This is a genomic window from Streptomyces sp. NBC_00442, from assembly GCF_036014195.1.
GTDB lineage: Bacteria > Actinomycetota > Actinomycetes > Streptomycetales > Streptomycetaceae > Streptomyces.
Genome location: NZ_CP107918.1, coordinates 2,781,221 through 2,801,601 on the forward strand (window position 1 = coordinate 2,781,221; position 20,381 = coordinate 2,801,601).

The 20,381-nt window shown below is 72.4% G+C and carries 14 protein-coding genes; 5 read left to right on the top strand and 9 right to left on the bottom strand.

The window, feature by feature from the left end; genetic code table 11:
* Positions 1-35: 35 nt before the first annotated feature.
* The 5 genes from sucD to OG432_RS12480 form a co-directional block, all read right to left on the bottom strand.
* Positions 36-920 (bottom strand): succinate--CoA ligase subunit alpha, encoded by an 885-nt coding sequence (gene sucD / locus OG432_RS12460; protein WP_328310786.1) that lies wholly within the window; start codon positions 918-920, stop codon positions 36-38.
* Between the two features lie 22 nt (positions 921-942).
* On the bottom strand, positions 943-2,121 hold the full coding sequence (sucC, locus tag OG432_RS12465) for an ADP-forming succinate--CoA ligase subunit beta (protein ID WP_328310788.1): 1,179 nt from the start codon (positions 2,119-2,121) through the stop codon (positions 943-945).
* 232 nt (positions 2,122-2,353) lie between these two features.
* A complete protein-coding gene (locus OG432_RS12470) occupies positions 2,354-3,544 on the bottom strand; it encodes a VWA domain-containing protein (RefSeq protein WP_328310789.1) in 1,191 nt (396 codons plus the stop codon).
* A complete protein-coding gene (locus OG432_RS12475; RefSeq protein WP_328310791.1) occupies positions 3,541-6,159 on the bottom strand; it encodes a DUF5682 family protein in 2,619 nt (872 codons plus the stop codon). The genes OG432_RS12470 and OG432_RS12475 overlap by 4 nt, the downstream gene beginning before the upstream one ends.
* Positions 6,156-7,478 carry an ATP-binding protein gene (locus OG432_RS12480; protein WP_328310793.1) on the bottom strand — a complete coding sequence of 441 codons (1,323 nt, stop codon included), beginning with the start codon at positions 7,476-7,478 and terminating at the stop codon, positions 6,156-6,158. Before OG432_RS12480 ends, OG432_RS12475 begins: the two co-directional genes overlap by 4 nt.
* A 137-nt stretch (positions 7,479-7,615) precedes the next feature.
* On the opposite strand from OG432_RS12480, the gene OG432_RS12485 reads away from it, so the two are divergent.
* Both OG432_RS12485 and OG432_RS12490 read left to right on the top strand, forming a co-directional pair.
* Positions 7,616-8,989 carry an SWIM zinc finger family protein gene (locus tag OG432_RS12485; protein WP_328310794.1) on the top strand — a complete coding sequence of 458 codons (1,374 nt, stop codon included), beginning with the start codon at positions 7,616-7,618 and terminating at the stop codon, positions 8,987-8,989.
* Between the two features lie 143 nt (positions 8,990-9,132).
* Positions 9,133-10,863 carry a DUF5691 domain-containing protein gene (locus OG432_RS12490; RefSeq protein ID WP_328310796.1) on the top strand — a complete coding sequence of 577 codons (1,731 nt, stop codon included), beginning with the start codon at positions 9,133-9,135 and terminating at the stop codon, positions 10,861-10,863.
* A gap of 286 nt (positions 10,864-11,149) precedes the next feature.
* Here the strand turns inward: OG432_RS12490 and OG432_RS12495 are convergent, their stop codons facing one another.
* On the bottom strand, positions 11,150-11,563 hold the full coding sequence (locus OG432_RS12495; RefSeq protein WP_328310799.1) for a cobalamin B12-binding domain-containing protein: 414 nt from the start codon (positions 11,561-11,563) through the stop codon (positions 11,150-11,152).
* A 388-nt stretch (positions 11,564-11,951) separates the two neighbouring features.
* Between OG432_RS12495 and OG432_RS12500 the strand changes: the two genes are divergently transcribed.
* Entirely contained in the window at positions 11,952-12,779 is an 828-nt protein-coding gene (locus OG432_RS12500) for an alpha/beta fold hydrolase (RefSeq protein WP_328310801.1), read from the top strand.
* Between the two features lie 239 nt (positions 12,780-13,018).
* Positions 13,019-14,683, top strand: coding sequence for a M23 family metallopeptidase (locus OG432_RS12505; protein WP_443058378.1), 1,665 nt, complete (start codon positions 13,019-13,021; stop codon positions 14,681-14,683).
* A 120-nt stretch (positions 14,684-14,803) separates the two neighbouring features.
* On the opposite strand, the gene pcrA is transcribed toward OG432_RS12505, so the two are convergent.
* Positions 14,804-17,263, bottom strand: a complete 2,460-nt coding sequence (gene pcrA, locus OG432_RS12510; RefSeq protein WP_328310805.1) for a DNA helicase PcrA — start codon at positions 17,261-17,263, stop codon at positions 14,804-14,806.
* Between the two features lie 90 nt (positions 17,264-17,353).
* Entirely contained in the window at positions 17,354-17,707 is a 354-nt protein-coding gene (locus tag OG432_RS12515) for a hypothetical protein (RefSeq protein ID WP_328310808.1), read from the bottom strand.
* A gap of 364 nt (positions 17,708-18,071) precedes the next feature.
* On the opposite strand from OG432_RS12515, the gene OG432_RS12520 reads away from it, so the two are divergent.
* Positions 18,072-19,127 (top strand): C40 family peptidase, encoded by a 1,056-nt coding sequence (locus tag OG432_RS12520; protein WP_328315083.1) that lies wholly within the window; start codon positions 18,072-18,074, stop codon positions 19,125-19,127.
* Positions 19,128-19,163: 36 nt separating this feature from the next.
* On the opposite strand, the gene OG432_RS12525 is transcribed toward OG432_RS12520, so the two are convergent.
* Complete coding sequence (locus tag OG432_RS12525; RefSeq protein ID WP_328310810.1) at positions 19,164-20,300, bottom strand: alpha/beta hydrolase; 1,137 nt, start codon at positions 20,298-20,300, stop codon at positions 19,164-19,166.
* Between the last annotated feature and the right edge of the window lie 81 nt (positions 20,301-20,381).

Genomic DNA, 20,381 nt, shown 5'->3' on the forward strand with positions numbered 1-20,381 from the left:
CGTGCTCGCGGAGGCCGGCTCCGCGAGGCGGGTGCTCAGCTGCCGAGGATGGCGCGCGCGAGCTTGGCGGTCTCGGTCGGCGTCTTGCCGACCTTGACGCCGGCGGCCTCCAGGGCCTCCTTCTTCGCCTGCGCGGTGCCGGAGGAGCCGGAGACGATGGCGCCGGCGTGGCCCATGGTCTTGCCCTCGGGCGCGGTGAAGCCCGCGACGTAGCCGACGACCGGCTTGGTGACGTTGGCCTTGATGTAGTCGGCCGCACGCTCCTCGGCGTCGCCGCCGATCTCGCCGATCATCACGATCAGGTCGGTCTCGGGGTCGGCCTCGAACGCGGCGAGCGCGTCGATGTGCGTGGTGCCGATGACGGGGTCGCCACCGATGCCGACGGCGGACGAGAAGCCGATGTCGCGCAGCTCGTACATCATCTGGTAGGTCAGCGTGCCGGACTTCGACACCAAGCCGATACGGCCCGGCTTGGTGATGTCGCCCGGGATGATGCCGGCGTTGGACTGGCCCGGCGTGATGAGACCGGGGCAGTTCGGGCCGATGATGCGGGTCTTGTTGCCCTTGGAGTTCGCGTACGCCCAGAAGGCGGCGGAGTCGTGGACCGCGATGCCCTCGGTGATGACGACGGCGAGACCGATCTCGGCGTCGATCGCCTCGACGACGGCGGCCTTGGCGTGGGCCGGCGGCACGAAGAGGACGGAGACGTCGGCGCCCGTCTTCTCCATCGCCTCGGCGACGGAACCGAAGACCGGGACCTCAGTGCCGTCGAAGTCGACGGTCGTGCCGGCCTTGCGCGGGTTCACGCCGCCGACGATGTTGGTGCCGTCGGCCAGCATGAGCTTGGTGTGCTTCATGCCCGTGGCGCCGGTCATGCCCTGGACGATGACCTTGCTGTCCTTGGTGAGGAAGATAGCCATGGTGGTGTCTTAACCTCTTCCCTTACTTCGCAGCCGCGAGCTCGGCGGCCTTGTCGGCCGCGCCGTCCATGGTGTCCACGCGCTGCACCAGCGGGTGGTTGGCGTCGCTGAGGATCTTGCGACCCAGCTCCGCGTTGTTGCCGTCGAGACGGACGACCAGCGGCTTGGTGACCTCTTCGCCCTTGTCGGCGAGCAGCGCCAGAGCCTGGATGATGCCGTTGGCGACCTCGTCGCAGGCGGTGATGCCGCCGAAGACGTTGACGAACACGGACTTGACGTCCGCGTCGCCGAGGATGATCTCCAGGCCGTTCGCCATCACCTGGGCGGACGCGCCGCCGCCGATGTCGAGGAAGTTGGCCGGCTTCACGCCGCCGTGGTTCTCACCGGCGTACGCGACGACGTCCAGGGTGCTCATGACGAGACCCGCGCCGTTGCCGATGATGCCGACCTCGCCGTCGAGCTTCACGTAGTTGAGGTTCTTGGCCTTGGCGGCCGCCTCGAGGGGGTTGGCCGCGGCCTTGTCCTCAAGGGCCTCGTGGTCGGGCTGACGGAACTCGGCGTTCTCGTCGAGCGACACCTTGCCGTCGAGGGCGAGGATGCGGCCGTCCTTGGTCTTCACCAGCGGGTTGACCTCGACGAGGAGCGCGTCCTCGGCGACGAAGGTCTTCCACAGGGTCACCATGGCCTCGGCGACGCCCTCGGCGACCTCGGCCGGGAACTTCGCCTGGGCCACGATCTCGCGGGCCTTCTCGATGTCGACGCCGTCGACGGCGTTGACCGGGACCTTCGCGAGGGCCTCGGGGGTCTTCTCCGCGACCTCCTCGATGTCCATGCCGCCCTGCACCGACGCCATGGCGAGGAAGGTGCGGTTGGTGCGGTCGAGGAGGTACGAGACGTAGTACTCCGCCTCGATCTCCGGAGACAGCTCGGCGATCATCACCTTGTGGACCGTGTGGCCCTTGATGTCCATGCCGAGGATGTCCGTGGCGCGGGCGACGGCCTCGTCCGGCGTCGCCGCCAGCTTGACGCCGCCGGCCTTGCCACGGCCACCGACCTTCACCTGCGCCTTGACGACCGACTTGCCGCCGAGACGCTCAGTGGCCTCGCGCGCCGCCTCAGGCGTGTCGATCACTTCACCGGCCAGCACCGGTACACCGTGCTTGGCGAAGAGGTCCCTCGCCTGGTACTCGAACAGGTCCACGCGCGTCCGTCCCTTTTCAGTGGTATCGCGGTTGCGTTGTCTGCTGGGCGTGCCGCGAAGGGCAACGTGACGGCGCTGTCACTGAGGGAGGCGTACACGGTGTCCGAGTACGCGGCATGTCCGTCTCGCAGGTTATCTCCGAGGGACGTAGGTCCCTAAATCGCAGATCACACCTGGGCGGTGATACCTGTCACAGATCACCTGCTCGGGGCGCGCCCCGGTATGACCTCCCTCACGCCTCGGGTATCGGCAGCGGCCTGCGCTCGATCGCCGCGGCCATCACGTCGGGGAACAGGTCCGGGGTGCAGGCGAAGGCCGGGGCGCCGAGGGCGGCGAGCGCCGCGGCGTGCTCGCGGTCGTAGGCCGGGGCGCCCTCGTCGGAGAGTGCCAGCAGGGCCACGAACTGCACGCCCGCGGCCTTCATCGCGGCGACCCTCTTCAGCATCTCGTCCCGTATCCCGCCCTCGTAGAGGTCGCTGATCAGCACGACCACGGTGTCGGCGGGACGGGTGATCTGCGACTGGCAGTACGCCAGGGCCCGGTTGATGTCGGTGCCACCGCCGAGCTGGGTGCCGAACAGGACGTCCACGGGGTCGTCGAGCTGGTCGGTGAGGTCGACGACGGCGGTGTCGAAGACGACCAGGCGGGTCGCGATGGAGCGCATCGAGGCGAGCACGGCGCCGAAGACGGAGGCGTAGACGACGGACGCGGCCATCGACCCGGACTGGTCGACGCAGAGCACGACGTCCCTCTTCACGCCCTGCGCCGCCCGCCCGTACCCGACGAGCCGCTCGGGCACGACCGTGCCGTGCTCGGGCAGGTAGTTCTTGAGGTTGGCCCGGATCGTGCGGTCCCAGTCGATGTCGCGGTGGCGGGGCCGGCTGACGCGGGCGCCGCGGTCGAGGGCGCCGGTGAGGGTGGCCCGGGTGCGGGTGGCGAGCCGCTTCTCCAGGTCCTCGACGACCTTGCGCACCACGGCTCGGGCGGTCTCCCGGGTGGTCTCGGGCATCGCCTTGTTGAGTGACAGCAGGGTGCCGACGAGGTGCACGTCGGCCTCGACGGCCTCCAGCATCTCCGGTTCCAGGAGCAGCGCGGCGAGACCGAGCCGCTCGATGGCGTCGCGCTGCATGACCTGCACGACGGAGCTCGGGAAGTACGTACGGATGTCGCCGAGCCAGCGCGCGACGGACGGCGCGGACGCCCCGAGCCCGCCGCGGCTCTTGGCCCCGCTCCGGGCCGCGCCATCGGCCGCGTTCTGTGCCGTGTTCTGTGCGCCGCCGTAGAGGGCGGCCAGCGCGCCGTCCATCGCGGCGTCCTGTCCGGTGAGCGCGCGGCCGGTTCCCTCGGCGCCCGGCTCCCCGCCGAGCACCAGCCGCCAGCGCCGCAGCCGCTCGTCGTCACTTGGTCGCATGCTGGTCGTCATCTGCCCACCCCCACAGGGTTGTTGGAGCCTTCAAGGTTGCTCGGGCCATCGAGGTCGCCGGGTCCGTGGGGGCCGTCGGGTGGGGCAAGGGCGTCAATCCCCTTCATGTCGCCGGGAGTCACAGAGGGAGTCGTAGTGGGAGTCGTGGAGGGAGTCGTAGTGGTGCCGGTCCGGCCGAGGAGGAGGCCGATGAGCGGCAGTACGGCGTCGGCGCGCGCGGCGTCGAGGCCGGCGCCGAATCCGGGGGCGGCGGCGTCACCGGGCGCGGTGCGCGGCGCGGGGCCGCGCCGCACCAGCTCTCCCAACGTGCGCCGCACGCCGGCCTCGTAGGCGGCGAACGTCCGCCGCAGCAGCGGCAGTACGTCGGTGAACGCCTCCGGTGCCACGCTCGTGAGCCAGCCGTCCACCAGGGCCCGCAGCCGGTCGTCGTGTACCAGCAGCATGCCGCCGGAGGCCGCGCCGACGAACCCTTCGATCCACGCGGCCGCGTCGGCGGGCGCCGTGCCCGGCGAGAGCGCGAGCCCCATGTACCGGGCCGCTTCCTCGCTCTCGATGCGTCCGTCGTCCAGCAGCAGCCGTGCCGCGCGGCCGCGGATCACGCCGGGCACGGTGTCCCGCGCGGCGAGCCGGGCGAGCGTCGTGGCCCAGCGGCCGCGCAGCCCGGCCGCTGCCGACCCGGGCGGATCCGGGAGGAGACCCATCGCGGCGTGGACGGCGTCGAGGTGCGTACGCATCTCGGCCGCGCCGTCCGCGTCGAGGCCGGCGCAGGCGGGCGGCAGGCCCACGCAGATGCGCTCGGCGAGGCCCGCCGCCACCTCGGCGAGGCCGGCGGCGGGAGTGCCGCGGACGTCGCCGTAGCGCAGGGTGCGGGCGAGGGCCGGCAGGGCCTGCGCGAGGTGGGCGACGTCCGTGTCGAGCGCGGCCCGGTCGGCCAGGGCACGCATCACCACCCCCAACGCGTCCGGCAGTTCGGCCGCGAGACAGCGCTCGGCGAGCATGGCGATCGCACCGAGGGAGGTCGTGGCGACCGCGTCCGACTCCGCCTTCGCGGTGGCGGCGGCCCGCACGGTGGTGCCCCACACTCCGGCTTCGGCGACCCGCACCGACAGCTCGGGCTCCCAGCGCAGCCGCCAGCTCTCCCGGAAGGTGCCGGTGGAGCGGGCCTGGGTCCGCTCGCCCCAGCCGATGCCGAGCAGCCGCAGCCGGTGCAACAGCCTGCTGCGCCCCGCATCGGTCTCCTTGCGCAGATCGAGCTCCACCTCCCGCTCCAGCGCTTCCGGTTTGAGCCGCAGGCTCCGCTGCGTCCGCACGAGGTCGCGCTGGAGCGGGACGGCGGGCGCCGCGTCGGGCACCTCGCCGAGCACGTCGCCCACGACGAGGCGGTCCTGGACCAGGGCGAGCGGCACGTCGGAGCCGTCGCACATCACGGCCCGCACGGCGTCCGTGGTCTCGGCGAGACCGGGCAGCGGGCGGCCTCGCATCGCGGCGAGCGTCCCCGCGAGCCGGACGGCCTCGATGACGTGGGCCGGCGAGACTTGGCGGTCCTCCGCGCGGAGCAGCCCCGCCACCTTGGTCATCCACCGCTCGACCGGCCGGTCGGGGGCGCTGAACAGATGCCCGTACCAACCGGGCGAGTCGATCCCCGCGCCGTAGCCGCTGCGCCTGGCGAGCCTGCGGTGCGTCCAGGGCACCCAGGTCATGTCCGCCTTCACCTTGGGCAGCCCCTTGAGCAGGGCGCGGTCGGCGGCGACGGTGAACCTTCCGGCGAGGGCAGGCACATGCCAGGCCCCGCAGACCACGGCGACCTCGCCGGACCCGAACTCCCTTGTCGCAGCGCGCAGTTGCTGCCGCATGTAGGCCTCGCGGACGAGGTCGAGCGGGTGGCCTCCGTCGCCGTACGCCTCGCGCAGCGCGGTCATGGCCTCGCCGAGCGCGGCGAACGGGGCCCGCGGGTCCCCCACGGCGTCCCGGTGCTCGACGACGTCCTCCCACCAGCGCTCCGGGTCGTCGTATCCGGCGGCCTCGGCGAGCACGCCGATCGGGTCGACGAGGTGGGCGGGGTGGGCGGTATCGATCAACGGGCCGCTCCCGGCGGGCGCGGAGGCCGGCGGACCTGCGGGGGCAGCGGCCTCGGGCGCTCCGGGAGCAGGTGCTGCGGGGGCGGGTGCTGCGGGGTCCGGGGCATCCGTGGGCTGCACCCGGCCGTCCCCGCCCTCGGGGTCCTGACCGCTTGCGGGGCCCGCCGGCGGTTCGGCCTCCATCGCGAGCGAGTGGGCGGCGGGCAGATCGATGAAGCGAACCTGTGCACCGTGGGCCAGGGCCCATCGGATGGCCACCCACTCCGGGGAGAACTCGGCCAGCGGCCAGAACGCGGCCCGCCCCGGATCGTCGACGACGTGGGCGAGCAGCGCGACCGGCGGCCGCATGGCCTCGTCGGCGGCGAGGGCCAGCAGGGCGTCACCCTCGGGAGGGCCTTCGACGAGGACGGCGCTCGGCCGTGCGGCGTCCAGCGCGGCACGCACCGCCCGCGCGGAGCCGGGCCCGTGGTGGCGCACCCCGAGCAGCAGCGGCCCCGCCCCGCGCGGCGGGACGGTGCCCGGCACGGGCGTGGTCATACGGACACCTCGCGGCAGGCCCGGTAGAAGTCCTTCCAGCCGTCCCGCTCGCGGACCACCGTCTCCAGGTACTCCTGCCAGATGACACGGTCCGCCGCCGGGTCGCGCACCACGGCGCCGAGGATGCCGGCGGCCACGTCGCCGGACCTGAGCACCCCGTCGCCGAAGTGGGCGGCCAGCGCGAGGCCGCCGGTCACGACGGAGATCGCCTCGGCCGTGGAGAGCGTCCCCGAAGGGGATTTGAGTTTGGTGCGGCCGTCGGTGGTCACCCCGTCCCGCAGTTCACGGAAGACGGTGACAACGCGGTGGATCTCCGCCATGCCGTCGGGGACGGCCGGCAGGTCGAGCGAGCGGCCCAGCTGATCGACCCGGCGCGAGACGATGTCCACCTCGGCGTCTGCGGTGGCGGGCAGCGGCAGCACCACCGTGTTGAAGCGGCGCCGCAGGGCGCTGGAGAGGTCGTTGACGCCGCGGTCGCGGTCGTTGGCGGTGGCGATCAGGTTGAAGCCGCGCACCGCCTGCGTCTCGGACCCCAACTCCGGGATCGGCAGCGTCTTTTCGGACAGGATCGTGATCAGCGTGTCCTGCACGTCGGCCGGGATGCGGGTCAGCTCCTCGACGCGCGCGGTCATGCCCTGCGCCATGGCCCGCATGACGGGGCTCGGCACCAGCGCGTCCCGGCTCGGGCCGTGGGCCAGCAGCTGGGCGTAGTTCCAGCCGTAGCGGATCGCCTCCTCCGGGGTGCCGGCGGTGCCCTGCACGAGAAGGGTCGAGTCGCCGCTGACGGCGGCCGCGAGATGCTCCGACACCCAGGTCTTGGCGGTGCCGGGCACGCCGAGCAGGAGCAGGGCCCGGTCGGTGGCGAGCGTGCTGACGGCCACCTCGACGATGCGCCGCGGGCCCACGTACTTGGGGGTGATCACGGTGTCGTCGGGCAGGGAGCCGCCGAGCAGATAGGTGGCCACGGCCCACGGCGAGAGCCGCCAACGGGCCGGGCGCGGGCGGTCGTCGGCCGCGGCGAGCGCCGCGAGCTCGTCCGCGAAGGCGTGCTCGGCGTGCGGACGCAGGGCCTCCTGCGCCGCCGCCTCCCCACGCGATACGTCCTCCCCACGCGACGTGGGACGCGCGGCGGCACGGGAGTCGGCGTGCGGCTCGGCGTCGGAATCGGCGTGCGGCTCGGCGTCGGAATCGGCGTGCGGCTCGGCGTCGGAATCGGCGCGCGGCTGGACATGGGAATCGGCGCGGTACGCGACAGGGAAATCGGCGCGGGCGGGCTCGGTTTCGGATGCTGCCGCGGACCCGTTTTCGGACACGGTCATGGCTCCCCCTCCAGATCGTTCGACACGTTCGACCGGCTTGTGTTCCAACCGTGCACCACGCCACTGACAATCAGCGCCCGAGAGGGCTTTCCCGCAGGTCAGGGGCGATTGTCAGTGGTCGCCCGTACCTTCGGAACATGACTCAGCAGGGGGTCCGCTGGACGACGGAGCAGGTGCTCGCACTGGCACCTGACGATGCGTCACGCACGGCGGGAAGCAGGCTCGGCGCCGCCGGGTCGTGGTCGGGGAGCGGATGCGACGGATCGGGGGCGGTGTGGGGCCTGTGCAAAGGCAGCGGCAGCAAGCCGTACCGGACGGTGGTCGACACAAGTGGCCCCGCCTACATGTGCAGTTGCCCGAGCCGGAAGTTCCCGTGCAAACACGCGCTGGGGCTGCTGCTGCGCTGGTCGGAGGGCGCCGAGGGGGTGGTGCCGGACGGGGCGCCACCGGAATGGGCGGAGCAGTGGCTCGCGCGGCGCGGGCGCGCGGGGGCGGGCGGCACGGGCGACAAGAGGGAACCGGACACAACGGCCGCGGGCAGCGGTGTCGTTGATCCCGAGGGGGCACGGCGCAGGGCCGAGAGGCGGGCGGAGCGCATCACCTCGGGGTCGGTCGAGCTGGAGCAGCGGCTCTCGGATCTGCTGCGCGGTGGGCTCGCCACGGCGGAGCGGCCCGGGTACCGCCTGTGGGAGGAGACGGCGGCCCGGATGGTCGACGCCCAGGCACCCGGACTCGCGGTGCGTGTAAGGGAGTTGGGCGCGATACCGGGCTCGGGCACGGGGTGGCCGACGCGGCTGCTCGAAGAGTGCGCCCTGCTGCATCTGCTCGACCGGGCCTGGCTCGGCCGGGACGCGCTGCCCGAGCCCCTCGCCGCGACGGTGCGTTCCCGGGTCGGCGCGCCCACCGCGCCCCGGGGCCCCGCGATCCGCGACAGCTGGCAGGTCCTCGCCCAGTACGACACGGCCGACGCGAAGCTCACCACCCGCCGGATCTGGCTGTACGGAAGGGAGTCGGGCCGCTCGGCGCTGATCCTGGACTTCGGCGCCGCGGGCCGGGCCCCGGCGATCGCGCTGCCCGTCGGCCGGGCGATCGATGCCGACCTGACGCCGTACCCGGGCGCGGGCCGGGTGCGGGCCGCTCTCGGCGAGCGGCACGCGGACCCGGTCGCGGCCGACGGTCCGCCACCGGGCGGCACGACGGCCGAGGCGATGGAGCGGTACGGCCGGGCGCTGCTGGACGACCCCTGGCTCGAAGCGTGCCCGGTGACCCTGACCGAGGTGATACCGGTGCCGCCGGAGAACGATCGCGACGGGTGGCAACTGGCTGACGCCAAGGGCGACTTGGCGCTGCCGGTGACTCCGTCGTCGGGGCCGGCCCGCACCGGCCCGTGGAAGCTCTTGTCGGTGTCCGGCGGCGCGCCGGTGACGGTCTTCGGCGAATGCGGACACCGGGGCTTCACGCCGCTGGCGGTGTGGCCCGAAGGCGGGGTGGAAGCGGTGGCGTTGACGTGAAGGGCCGGGCCGCGGGGCGAGCCGGAAACGGCGGGGCGGCGCAGGCCCCAGCCGCCGAGAGGCCGGCCGGCCTCTCCGCCGACGGCCGAGAAACGGAGACGAACACGGAGACGGACACGGACACGGACGGAACGAGGGAGCCCATGACCAGCACCACCACGATCAGCGACGTCGACACCGATACCGCCGATACGGCTGACGCCCATGGCACCGATGCCCACGCCACTGACGCACACGCCGCTGACGCACATGCCGCTAACGCACACGCCGCTGACGCACACGCCGGAACCGGTGATGCCGACGCGGGCTCCTGCTCGTGGGACGAGCTGGTGACGGCGGCGCTCCTCGGGACCGATCGGCGCCCGGCGACCGGCGCTCCGGAGGAGCTTCTCGGGGCCGCGGCGAGGCAGACCGTACGGCGCAGGGCGGGACTGCTTCCGGCGACGGCCGCCGGTCGCCCGACCCCCGCACCGCCCGACGGGCGCCCCGCACTGCCGGACGCGGCCCGGCGCCGCCTGGCGCTGCTTCTCGCCGACCGCTCCGCGCCCGCCCACGCCGGAGGCCGGCGCGGGACCGCGCCCGATCTCGGCGAGCTCCTCCCGCAATGGCTGGCCATCGCCAACGAGCGGGGCCTGCGCCCGCCGGCGGCGCTCATGCCGGCGCTGCTCGACGCGGCACGCGCCCGCACCGATCTGCGTCCTCAGGCGCTCGCCTTCGCGGGGCCGTACGGCCTGTGGCTGGCCAGGTTCAACCCGGAGTGGCGCTTCGCGCTGCGGGGCACGTCGGGCGGCGCGGCCCTGCCCGACCCCGGGGACACCGGCGCCGTACAACTCCTGTGGGAGGAAGGGCTGTTCGCCGAGCGGGTGACGCTGCTTGCGGCGGTACGGGCACACGACCCCGAAGCGGGGCGGGTGCTGCTCGCCGGGACATGGACGACGGAGCGGGCCGAGGACCGGCTGATGTTCCTGGATTCGCTGCGGGGCGGCCTCTCCGCGTCGGACGAGCCGTTCCTGGAACGGGCGCTGGCCGACCGGAGCCGCAACGTACGGGCGACCGCCGCGGAGCTGCTCTCGGCGCTGCCCGGCTCCGCGCTGGCGGGACGGATGGCACGGCGCGCGGCGTCCTGCGTGTCCCTGGACCGGACGGGCGACGGGGCGGCGATATCGGTGGAGGCACCGCACGAGTGCGACGCCGACATGCAGCGGGACGGGATCGCTCCCAGGCCTCCGGCCGGGCGGGGCGAACGGTCTTGGTGGCTCGGTCAGTTGGTGGAGTGCGCCCCGCTCGACAGCTGGCCGGCCCGGCTCGGCGGACGGGCGGCCGACGCGATCGTGGCGCTGCCCGTGGCCGACGACTGGGGTGCGGAGCTGCACGCGGCGTGGTGCCGGGCGGCCGTGCGGCAGGGGAACGCGGAGTGGTCCCGCGCGCTGCTCGGTGCCCCGTCGGCGCCGCCCGGCGAGGGCGCCGGCACGGGCTCCCTGGCCGAGCGGGCCAAGCTCCTGTCCGTCCTTCCGCGGGACGAACGGGCGGACTGGGTGGCCCGGTTCATATCCGCGCACGGGTTGTCGGAGGCGTTCCAGTTGCTCGGGGGCTGTGTGGTCCCGTGGGCCGGGGCGCTGGGGCGGGCCGTGGTGGACGCGCTGGAGATCGCGCGGGATGCGGGCAGTTACCCGTGGAGCTTCAGCGGGGTCATGGGCTTGGCGGAGCGCTGCCTCGATCCCTCGGAGTCGCCCCGGCTCGAGGCGCTGACGGCTACGCCGCCGGAGGAGGAGGGGGCGTCGCCGGGGGCCGGGGGGTATTGGGCGGAGGCGTTTCAACGGTTGGTGGCTACGTTGTCGCTGCGGGCGGCGATGCGGCGAGAACTCGGCGCGTAACCCCCGGCCCTTCCCGGCCCGTGCCGCGCGCCCCTGAACCCGCCGTCGTGTGCGGACCGTGCCCGCTTCCCGCGCAGTTCCCCGCGCCCCTGACGGGGCTCGGCAGAGGCAACCTCAGCCCGTCATGGGGTCCCCCCCTGCTCATGAGGAGCTTGGGGGAGGGTGGGCGAACGCGTCGGGGGCCGGGGCCGCCCGATCCCGGGCAGCTGGGTTACGCCCCTGCCGGCTGGCGGCAGGGTGGGCGAACGCGTCGGGGGCCGGGGCCGCCCGATCCCGGGCAGCTGGGTTACGCCCCTGCCGGCTGGCGGACGTTCGCGTTCACCCAGCTCACGATCGACGTCGTAGTCGCTCCGGGAGTGAAGATCTCCGCCACACCGAGTTCCTTCAGCGGCGGGATGTCCGCCTCAGGAATGATCCCGCCGCCGAACACCTTGATGTCCTCCGCGTCCCGCTCCTTCAAGAGCTCCAGCACCTTCGCGAACAGCGTGTTGTGCGCCCCCGAGAGGATGGAGAGGCCGATCGCGTCGGCATCCTCCTGGATCGCGGTGTCCACGATCTGCTCGGGCGTCTGGTGCAGCCCGGTGTAGATGACCTCCATGCCGGCGTCACGCAGCGCCCGCGCGATGACCTTGGCCCCGCGGTCGTGACCGTCGAGCCCCGGCTTGGCCACCACCACGCGGATCGGACCAGTTACACCCATCACTGCCTCCACATGTCCCACCTGCGCACCCCGCGCCAAAGAGCCGGGGAAGTGAACGAACGTTATCCACAGCATCCCGCAACCCGCCGTTTCGCGGTGGGGAGGGAGGGGGAAATCACACGTGGGACACGTTCGTTTTGCACCGTACCCGCACGAGTCGGCCCTCGGCAGCAGTCGGCGGGCCGTTCCGTCCGGTCGGGCACGGCGCAAGGGGAGCCGCTACGAAGGCGCCGCACCACCGTGCTGCCAGCCGCGCAGCACGGTGGTCCGGCCCTCGCTCTTTGGGGCCGGTCCGGCTGCGGCCCTTCTCCCGCGGAGCCCCATGACGGCATACGGGGGACGGAGTGGCCTTCCGTATGTCATTCGGGAGGTCGCCGCCGTGCCGGTCATGTCGCTCTTACCGCTCGCCCTGCCGCCGCTCCTGCGCCGCGCCTGGCTGTCCGCGGCGCTGATCCGGGCCACCGCGCTCGACCTGGCCGTGCTCGCCGGGCACCTGCTCCTCTATCCGTCCGGCCTGACCCCCGAGCGCCACCCCGTGGCCGATCCCGCGGCCACCCCTCAGCTGCCGACATCCGGCAGGTCGCACCCGCCCGTGATCCTGCTGCACGGCTTCATCGACAACCGGTCCGTCTTCGTGCTGCTGCGCCGCTCGCTGGCCCGGCACGGCTGGCGGCATCTCGAATCCCTCAACTACTCGCCGCTGACGGTCGACATCAGGGTCGCCGCCGAGCTGCTCGGCCGGCACGTCGAGGAGATCTGCTCCCGCACCGGCCACCGCGAGGTGGACGTGGTGGGGCACAGCCTGGGCGGCCTGATAGCCCGCTACTACGTGCAGCGCCTGGGCGGGGACGCCCGGGTCCGTACGCTGATCACCCTGGGCACCCCGCACTCAGGGACGCGCTCGGCGCACCTCGCGCCCGCGCATCCGATCGTGCGGCAGATGCGTCCCGGCTCGGACCTCGTCGAGGAGCTACGCGCTCCCGCGCCCGGCATCCGTACCCGCTTCGTGAGCTTCTGGAGCGACCTCGACACGCTGATGATCCCGGTCGGAACGGCCCGCGTCGACCACCCCGATCTGCTCGTCCAGAACGTCAGGGTGACGGGAATCGGCCACCTGGCCATGCCGGTTCACCCGGCCGTCGCCGCGGGAGTGCGGCAAGCGCTGACCGCGGGGGAGCCGGAATCGGCCGACCAGGACGCGTTCTCGGTGGCCTGAGCACACCACCCCCAGGCCCGGGGCCCGCCGGGCCTCGCCGCCGCGTGGCCTGATCGCATCCCGAACACATCGCCCACATCTCGAACGTCCCTCGAACGCAGGGCCAAGGCTCTGCCCATAGTCCGCCGAAAGGCGGCCGATTGCCCGTTTCCCGCAAGCGCGAAGCCCCCCGAAGATTGTCGCTGTCGCGTACCGCCGGGTACAGTCACGCCACTGCTGCCCCCGGGACCCCCACCCCCATGGGGACCCCGGCCGCAGGTTCTGTTGCCGAGGCGAGAGAGAAGTTGGTGACTGACCAGCACGCCCACGCCGGGTACGTCGGACACGACGGTTACTTCAGCGGCAGCAACGGCCCTGGCGGCAACGGCCCCCACGCGCCGAGCACGCACAGCACCGGCGGTTTCGACGTCGATCCCCTCTTCGGCGCGATGGGGAACCCCTCCCCCGGTCCGGCCGGGCCCGCCGCGCAGAACGGCTACGCGACAGGCCGGGCAGGCCAGTTCGACACCGGCGCCTTCGCCACCGATGCCTTCGCCTCCCCGTACGACAGCACCGGCCAGTGGACGGTTCCGGCCCAGGCGACGGCGTACGAACCGGACGGCGCGACCGGCACGTTCGACACGAGCACGTTCGACACCGGCACGTTCGACACGAGCGGTTTCAACACCGGGGCCCTGCACGCCGGGACCACGGACAACACCGGCGCCTTCCCCAACGGTGCGTTCCACACGAGTGCCACGCACAGCAGCGCCACGCACACCGGCGCTTTCGACACCGGCCAGTTCGACACGGGCAGCTTCGACACCACGGGCCAGTGGGACGCGGGTGCCTGGACCCAGGCGCAGGACACCGGCCCGTACGATGCCGGCGTCTTCGCCTCCGCGTACGACACCACCGGCCAGTGGGCGGTGCCCGGCACCCACGCCGACACCGGGGCCTACGACGCCACCGCGTGGAACGCCACGCCAACCGCCCCGACACCCCCCGACGCCCCGGCCGCGCAGCCCGCCGCGCCCCAACTCCCGCACGAGACCGCCCAGTTCCCCCAGGTGGAGCTCGGTGACGCGGTCGACGAGGGGACCGGCGCGACCAACGGGCCCGACGAGAGTGCGGAGCTTCCCGCCGTGACGGTCGCGGCTTCACGGGCCGAGGCGCGGCGCGCCGGCAACCGTCGGCGGCGTACCCCCGCCAAGCGTTCGGCGCTGCTGACCGTCGCGGTGCCGTCGGTGTGCGTGATGGGGGTCGCCGGTGTCGCGGTGGCCTCGGTGGGCGGGCTGAGCGGCGGCAAGGACGAGGGCTCCGCCGTGGCGGCCGCGTCCGACCCGGCCTCGGTCAAGCCGGTCGCCGCCAACAAGAACCTCGACACCCAGCTGGCCAATCTCAGCGCCGACGCGAGCAGTTTCGCCGACCGGGCCAGCCGGACGCAGGAACGTATCGACCTGAAGGCCCGCCAGGACGCGGAGAAGAAGAAAAAGGAAGAGGCGGCCGCAGCCAAGGAGGCCGCGCGCCCCAAGTTCGTCCTGCCGGTGACGCAGAAGGGGCTGAGCGCCTACTACGGGCAGGCCGGCGTCAACTGGATGTCGGTGCACACCGGCATCGACTTCCCGGTCTCGTTCGGCACGCCGGTGATGTCGGCGATCGACGGCACGGTGCGCACCCAGTGGAACAGCGCCTACGGCAACATGGCGATGGTGACGGGCGCCGACGGCACGGAGACCTGGTACTGCCACCTGTCCAGCACCAAGATCCGTTCGGGTCCGGTGAAAGCCGGCGAGGTCATCGCGTACTCGGGCAGCTCCGGCAACTCCACCGGGCCGCACCTCCACTTCGAGGTGCGACCGCACGGCGGTTCGTCGATCGACCCCCTGCCGTGGCTGCGCAGCCACGGCCTGGACCCGACGTAGACGGCCCGGACCGACGTGGACGGCCCGGACCGACGTGGACGGCCCGGACCGACGTGGGTGGACGACCCGGACCCGACGTAGGCCGGGAAACCCCGGCCCGCCCCGCCTACGACCTCTCGACTACAGCTTCTCGACCGGCGCGTACCGCAGCAGCAGCTTCTTCGGGCGTTCGTCGCCGAAGTCGATCGTGGCCTGCGCGTCCGAGCCGGAGCCCGTCACCGTCATCACGGTGCCCAGGCCGAACTGGTCGTGAGTGACGCGGTCGCCGACCGACAGGGCGATCACCGGCTTGTCGGCGCCGCCGCGCCGGGTCGCGAAGCCCGAGGGGCCCGACTTGGAGCGCGAGGACGACAGCGAACTGCCGATGCCGCCGCCGAGCGACTTGCTGGACATCGGGCCGGCGGGCGCGGCCATCGGCCCGGTCCGCTTCCACTCCAGGTGCGCCGCAGGGATCTCTTCGAGGAAGCGCGACGCCGGGTTGTACGAGGGCTGGCCCCAGGCGCTGCGCATCGAGGAGCGGGTGAGGTACAACCGCTCGCGGGCGCGCGTGATGCCGACGTACGCGAGGCGGCGCTCCTCTTCGAGTTCCTTGGCCTGACCGAGCGCGCGCATGTGCGGGAAGACGCCGTCCTCCATGCCGGTGAGGAACACGACGGGGAATTCGAGGCCCTTGGCGGTGTGGAGCGTCATCAGGGTGATGACCCCCGAGCCGTCCTCGTCCTCGTCGGGGATCTGGTCGGAGTCGGCGACCAGGGCGACCTTCTCCAGGAACTCGGCGAGGGTGCCCGTGCCCTCCTCCTCGCCGCGCTCCTGCTCGAACTCCAGGGCCACGGCGGCCAGTTCCTGGAGGTTCTCGATGCGGGTCTCGTCCTGCGGGTCGGTGGAGGCCTGCAACTCGGCCAGATATCCCGTGCGTTCGAGGACCGCTTCGAGGACGACCGCGGGCCCGGCGCCGGAGTCCACGATCGTACGGAGCTCCTCCATCAGCGTGTTGAAGCGCTTGACGGCGTTGGCCGAGCGGGCCGCCATGCCGTACGCCTCGTCGACGCGGCGCAGCGCCTGCGGGAAGCTGATCTTCTCGCGCAGCGACAGCGCGTCGATCATCGCTTCGGCGCGGTCGCCGATGCCGCGCTTGGGCACGTTGAGGATGCGGCGCAGCGGGACGGTGTCCTCGGCGTTGGACAGGACGCGCAGATAGGCCAGGACGTCCCTGACCTCCTTGCGCTCGTAGAAGCGGACGCCGCCGACGACCTTGTAGGGCAGGCCGACGCGGATGAAGATCTCTTCGAATACGCGGGACTGCGCGTTGGTGCGGTAGAAGACCGCGACGTCACCCGCCTTGGCCTCGGCCTTGTCGGTGAGCCGGTCGATCTCGTCGGCGACGAACTGCGCCTCGTCGTGTTCGGTGTCGGCGACGTAGCCCGCGATCTGGGCGCCCGGTCCCGCGTCCGTCCACAGGTTCTTGGGGCGGCGGCCCTCGTTGCGCTCGATCACCGCGTTGGCGGCGGACAGGATCGTCTGGGTGGAGCGGTAGTTCTGCTCCAGGAGGATCGTCGTCGCGTTCGGATAGTCCTCCTCGAACTGGAGGATGTTGCGGATCGTCGCGCCGCGGAAGGCGTAGATCGACTGGTCGGCGTCGCCCACCACGCACAGCTCGGCCGGGGCCTGCGCCTCGCCGGAGGGGCCCACCAGTTCCCGTACGAGCGTGTACTGGGCGTGGTTGGTGTCCTGGTACTCGTCGACCAGGACGTGCCGGAAGCGGAGCCGGTAGTGCTCGGCGACGTCCGGGAAGGCCTGGAGCAGGTGGACCGTGGTCATGATGATGTCGTCGAAGTCGAGCGCGTTGGCCTCGCGCAGGCGCGCCTGATACAGCGTGTAGGCCTGGGCGAGCGTCTTCTCGAACCCGTCCGCAGCTTGGCCCGAGAACGTCTCTTCGTCGATCAGCTCGTTCTTCAGGTTGGACACCTTGGCGCTGAACGCCTTCGGCGGGAACTTCTTCGGGTCCAGGTCGAGGTCGCGGCAGACCAGGGCCATCAGGCGCTTGGAGTCGGCGGCATCGTAGATCGAGAACGACGAGGTGAAGCCCAGCTTCTTCGACTCGCGGCGCAGGATGCGCACGCACGCGCTGTGGAAGGTCATGACCCACATCGCGTTGGCGCGCGGCCCGACGAGCTGCTCGACGCGCTCCTTCATCTCGCCGGCGGCCTTGTTGGTGAAGGTGATCGCGAGGATCTGGCCGGGGTGCACACCGCGGGTCGCGAGCAGGTGGGCGATGCGGTGGGTGAGCACCCGGGTCTTGCCGGAGCCGGCGCCTGCGACGATGAGCAGCGGCGAGCCCGCGTGCACCACGGCGGCGCGCTGCTGCTCGTTCAGCCCCTCCAGGAGCGCCGCCGCGTCGATCGCGGGACGCGGGGCGCCGCCGCGGTAGTACGCGTCGCGGTCCACGGGTGCGTCGAACCGGCCCCCGAACAGGTCGTCCGGCACCGGCTCGGGTGCGTGCGACTCCTCGGGGGGCGGCGGGTGCTCCTCCTGCGAGGGCTGGAGGTCCGCCAGGAAGCTGTCGTCAAAGAGGCTGCTCATCGTCTCCCGAGTCTAGGCCGCCCCTCTGACACCGTGCCCCCGCCTTCGGGAACCCGGGCGTGAACCGGGTCTCGGCGCCGGAGGAGCGTCTCAGTGCCAGAGCAGCGCGATGAAGATGTTCACCACGGTGAGGGCACCGACCGCGCCGAAGACGCCCTTCTCGATCCTCTCGTCGTCCCGCTTCACATAGACGAGGCCGAGGATGACGATCAGGACGGCGAGCTTCACACCGATCTTGAGGGTGTTCACCGTCTCGCCGTTGGCCTGGCTCAGTCCGACCAGGGCGACACCGGTGACCAGCATGGTCAGGGCGCCGTGCAGCATCCCGGGGACGAAGCGTGCGGTGCCCGCGCTCATCGCCTTCATCTGCGTGAGGAATCCGCCGAGCAGCGCGGCGATGCCGATGATGTGCAGGCCGACGACGACATTGATGAGTACGTCCATGGGCCGGAGCCTAATTCCCGCTTATCAGGCTCTCTGCGGCGGGTGGGGCCCAACGGGCACTTCGGTCACAGCAGGCGCACAGTCCGGGGGCCAACGCCCCGGCTCCGGTCAAAAGTGGTCAGCGCAGCGCCGGAAAGCGGCACTTCCCGTCATGACCTCGCTGGGCCGTGTCGCCCAGGTTTAGCGTCCTCCCCCAGGTGGCCGACTCCCCACCGCCGTCGCACCACTGGGCGGCTGTCGGTCACCCCGCCGAAAGGTCCGGCGGCGGGCCGCTCCCCCTGTGCGGTCCGTCGTCGGAACGGGTTCCCCTCCCGGGGTGCCGCAGCCCGGAAGCACCGCCGTACGGAAGGACGTGAAGGCCCTCGTGGCTGCGCACCGCAAGCCCAGGCAGCATCCGCTCACCGGTCCCGCCGCCCGCACCGCCGCGACGCTCGCTCTGGCGTCCGCGGCCACCGCGACCCTCTTCGAGGGGTCCGGGCACGCGGATCCGAAGCTCACACCGGCGCAGGTGAAGGCCAAGGTCGACCAGCTGTACCACGACGCGGAGGTCGCGACGGAGGCGTACGACGGGACGAAGCAGAAGGCGGACGCGGCCGAGCGCGCGCTGAACGCGCTGCGGGACGAGGCGGCGCGCAAGACGGAGCAGCTCAACACCGCGCGCACCGCGCTCGGCTCCCTCGCGGCCGCGCAGTACCGCAGCGGGACCGTCGCTCCTGAGCTCCAGCTCTTCCTGTCGTCCGACCCGACGCGGTACCTGGACGACGCCGCGCTCGCCCAGCACGCCGGGGACCGGACCGCGATCGCGGTCGCCGGGGTGCGCAAGCAGCTCTCCGAACTCGACCGGCTGCACTCCACGGCCGACACCAAGCTCACCGAGCTGCGCGGGCAGCAGTCGACGCTGCGACAGCAGAAGAGCGACATCCAGTCGAAGATCACCTCGGCCGAGGATCTGCTCGCCCAGCTGAGCAAGCCCGAGCGGGCCGCCTACGAGGGGGCCGACGCGGCGCCCGCCGACGTCCGGGCCAGCCGGGCGTCCGACCTCCCGCGCGGGCCCGTCGTGGCCGCACCCAGCTCGCGCGCCGCGGCCGCCGTCGCCTTCGCCTACGGCGCCCTCGGCAAGCCGTACGTCTGGGGCGCGACGGGCCCCTCGTCCTTCGACTGCTCGGGGCTCACCCAGGCCGCCTGGCGCTCGGCGGGGGTGCAGCTGCCGCGGACCACGTACACGCAGATCACCGCGGGCTCCCGGGTCTCGCGTTCCGATCTCGCCCCGGGCGACCTGGTCTTCTTCTACGCGGGAATCAGCCACGTCGGGCTCTACATCGGCGGCGGCAACATGATCCACGCGCCGCATCCGGGGGCTCCGGTGCGGGTCGCGCCGATCGACGAGATGCCGTTCGCCGGGGCGGTACGGCCCGCGTGACGCGACTCGCGGACCGACTCGGTACCTGACGATCCGTCAGACCCCGCGTCCGACGGCCGGTCGCGCGCCTGCGCCCATCTCCTTGGTCAGCCAGCGGAAGACGTCCGGGACCTGGGCCTTCCACACCGCGCTCGCGTGGCCGCCGCCGTTGAGCTTGACCGCCGTCACCGCGGTGGGCGCCTTGGCGGCCTTCTTCAGGGCGAGCCCGTCGCTGTAGCCGTCACTCTGCTCACCGGAGACGAACAGCGAGACGCGGGGCGGGGCCGCCGCGTGCTTGAGGATCCACAGCGGGTTGGACTCCTCGCGGAGCTTGGGGTCCTTCGCGGTGATCGAGTCCTTCTCCGCGGCCGGATCGTTGTAGCCGGACAGGTCGACGCCGGCCCGGTAGCGGTCGGGGTGCTCGATGGCGAGCTTGGCCGCGCAGTGGGCACCCGCCGAGTACCCGGCGACGGCCCAGCCGTCGGCGCCGGGGGTGGCGCGGAAGTTGTCGGTGACCATCTTGCGGACGTCCACGCTCAGCCAGGTGTCGGCGTTGACGACGCCCGGCACATTGGCGCAGCCGGTGTCCTTGCCGCTCAGGAGCGTGGTGCGCGGCGAGACGAGGATGAAGGGCGCGACCTCGCCCCGCTCCATCAGCGGCGTGAGCTGCTCCTGCGACTTCAGGGTGCCGAACCAGGCGCCTATCGACCCCGGGTAGCCGGGCAGCAGCTCGACGACGGGGAAGGTCTTGCCCTGGTAGGCGGGGTCGTCGTACTGCGGCGGCAGCCACACCGCCACCTCGCCCTCGACCCCGGAGACCTGCCCCTTGAGCGTGGTCTTCATGACGCCCTTGCCGACCTTGTTCGTGTACGGCACGAACTTCTGCTTCACCTTGGGCTCGGTCGCCGTGTTCATGCCGCCGGTGCCGTCGGGGCCGAGGTCGGGGGCCGCGTTGACGTGGTCGCCGCCGCCGAGCAGGTCGTCCCAGGTGTCGTACAGGCCGTTCGCGTTGTTGACGAGCAGGAAGACCACGAGGATCGCGGTGACCTGGGCGAAGCCCAGCATGAGGAGCCGCGAAACCCAGCGCACGAGGGCCGGACCGCCGATCCTGGTCCACAGGAGGAGGGGCAGCAGCAGGGCGGCCGCGGCCGCGAGGATCGCGGCCACGAAGAAGGGGGTTCCGGTCAGGCTCATCACGCCCCCGAAGAGGGCAGGCCGTGAACACCAGTTGCCCTCTTTGCCAGCGTTTTACCAAAAGGTGATGCCTCGCGCCCT

Excerpts from the sequence above, each read along its gene's own strand:
- sucD (WP_328310786.1), bottom strand. The coding sequence starts at position 920 with ATGGCTATCTTCCTCACCAAGGACAGCAAGGTCATCGTCCAGGGCATG.
- OG432_RS12470 (WP_328310789.1), bottom strand. The coding sequence starts at position 3,544 with ATGACGACCAGCATGCGACCAAGTGACGACGAGCGGCTGCGGCGCTGG.
- OG432_RS12475 (WP_328310791.1), bottom strand. The coding sequence starts at position 6,159 with ATGACCACGCCCGTGCCGGGCACCGTCCCGCCGCGCGGGGCGGGGCCG.
- OG432_RS12480 (WP_328310793.1), bottom strand. The coding sequence starts at position 7,478 with ATGACCGTGTCCGAAAACGGGTCCGCGGCAGCATCCGAAACCGAGCCC.
- OG432_RS12485 (WP_328310794.1), top strand. The coding sequence starts at position 7,616 with ATGACTCAGCAGGGGGTCCGCTGGACGACGGAGCAGGTGCTCGCACTG.
- OG432_RS12490 (WP_328310796.1), top strand. The coding sequence starts at position 9,133 with ATGACCAGCACCACCACGATCAGCGACGTCGACACCGATACCGCCGAT.
- OG432_RS12495 (WP_328310799.1), bottom strand. The coding sequence starts at position 11,563 with ATGGGTGTAACTGGTCCGATCCGCGTGGTGGTGGCCAAGCCGGGGCTC.
- OG432_RS12500 (WP_328310801.1), top strand. The coding sequence starts at position 11,952 with ATGTCGCTCTTACCGCTCGCCCTGCCGCCGCTCCTGCGCCGCGCCTGG.
- OG432_RS12505 (WP_443058378.1), top strand. The coding sequence starts at position 13,019 with ATGGGGACCCCGGCCGCAGGTTCTGTTGCCGAGGCGAGAGAGAAGTTG.
- pcrA (WP_328310805.1), bottom strand. The coding sequence starts at position 17,263 with ATGAGCAGCCTCTTTGACGACAGCTTCCTGGCGGACCTCCAGCCCTCG.
- OG432_RS12515 (WP_328310808.1), bottom strand. The coding sequence starts at position 17,707 with ATGGACGTACTCATCAATGTCGTCGTCGGCCTGCACATCATCGGCATC.
- OG432_RS12525 (WP_328310810.1), bottom strand. The coding sequence starts at position 20,300 with ATGAGCCTGACCGGAACCCCCTTCTTCGTGGCCGCGATCCTCGCGGCC.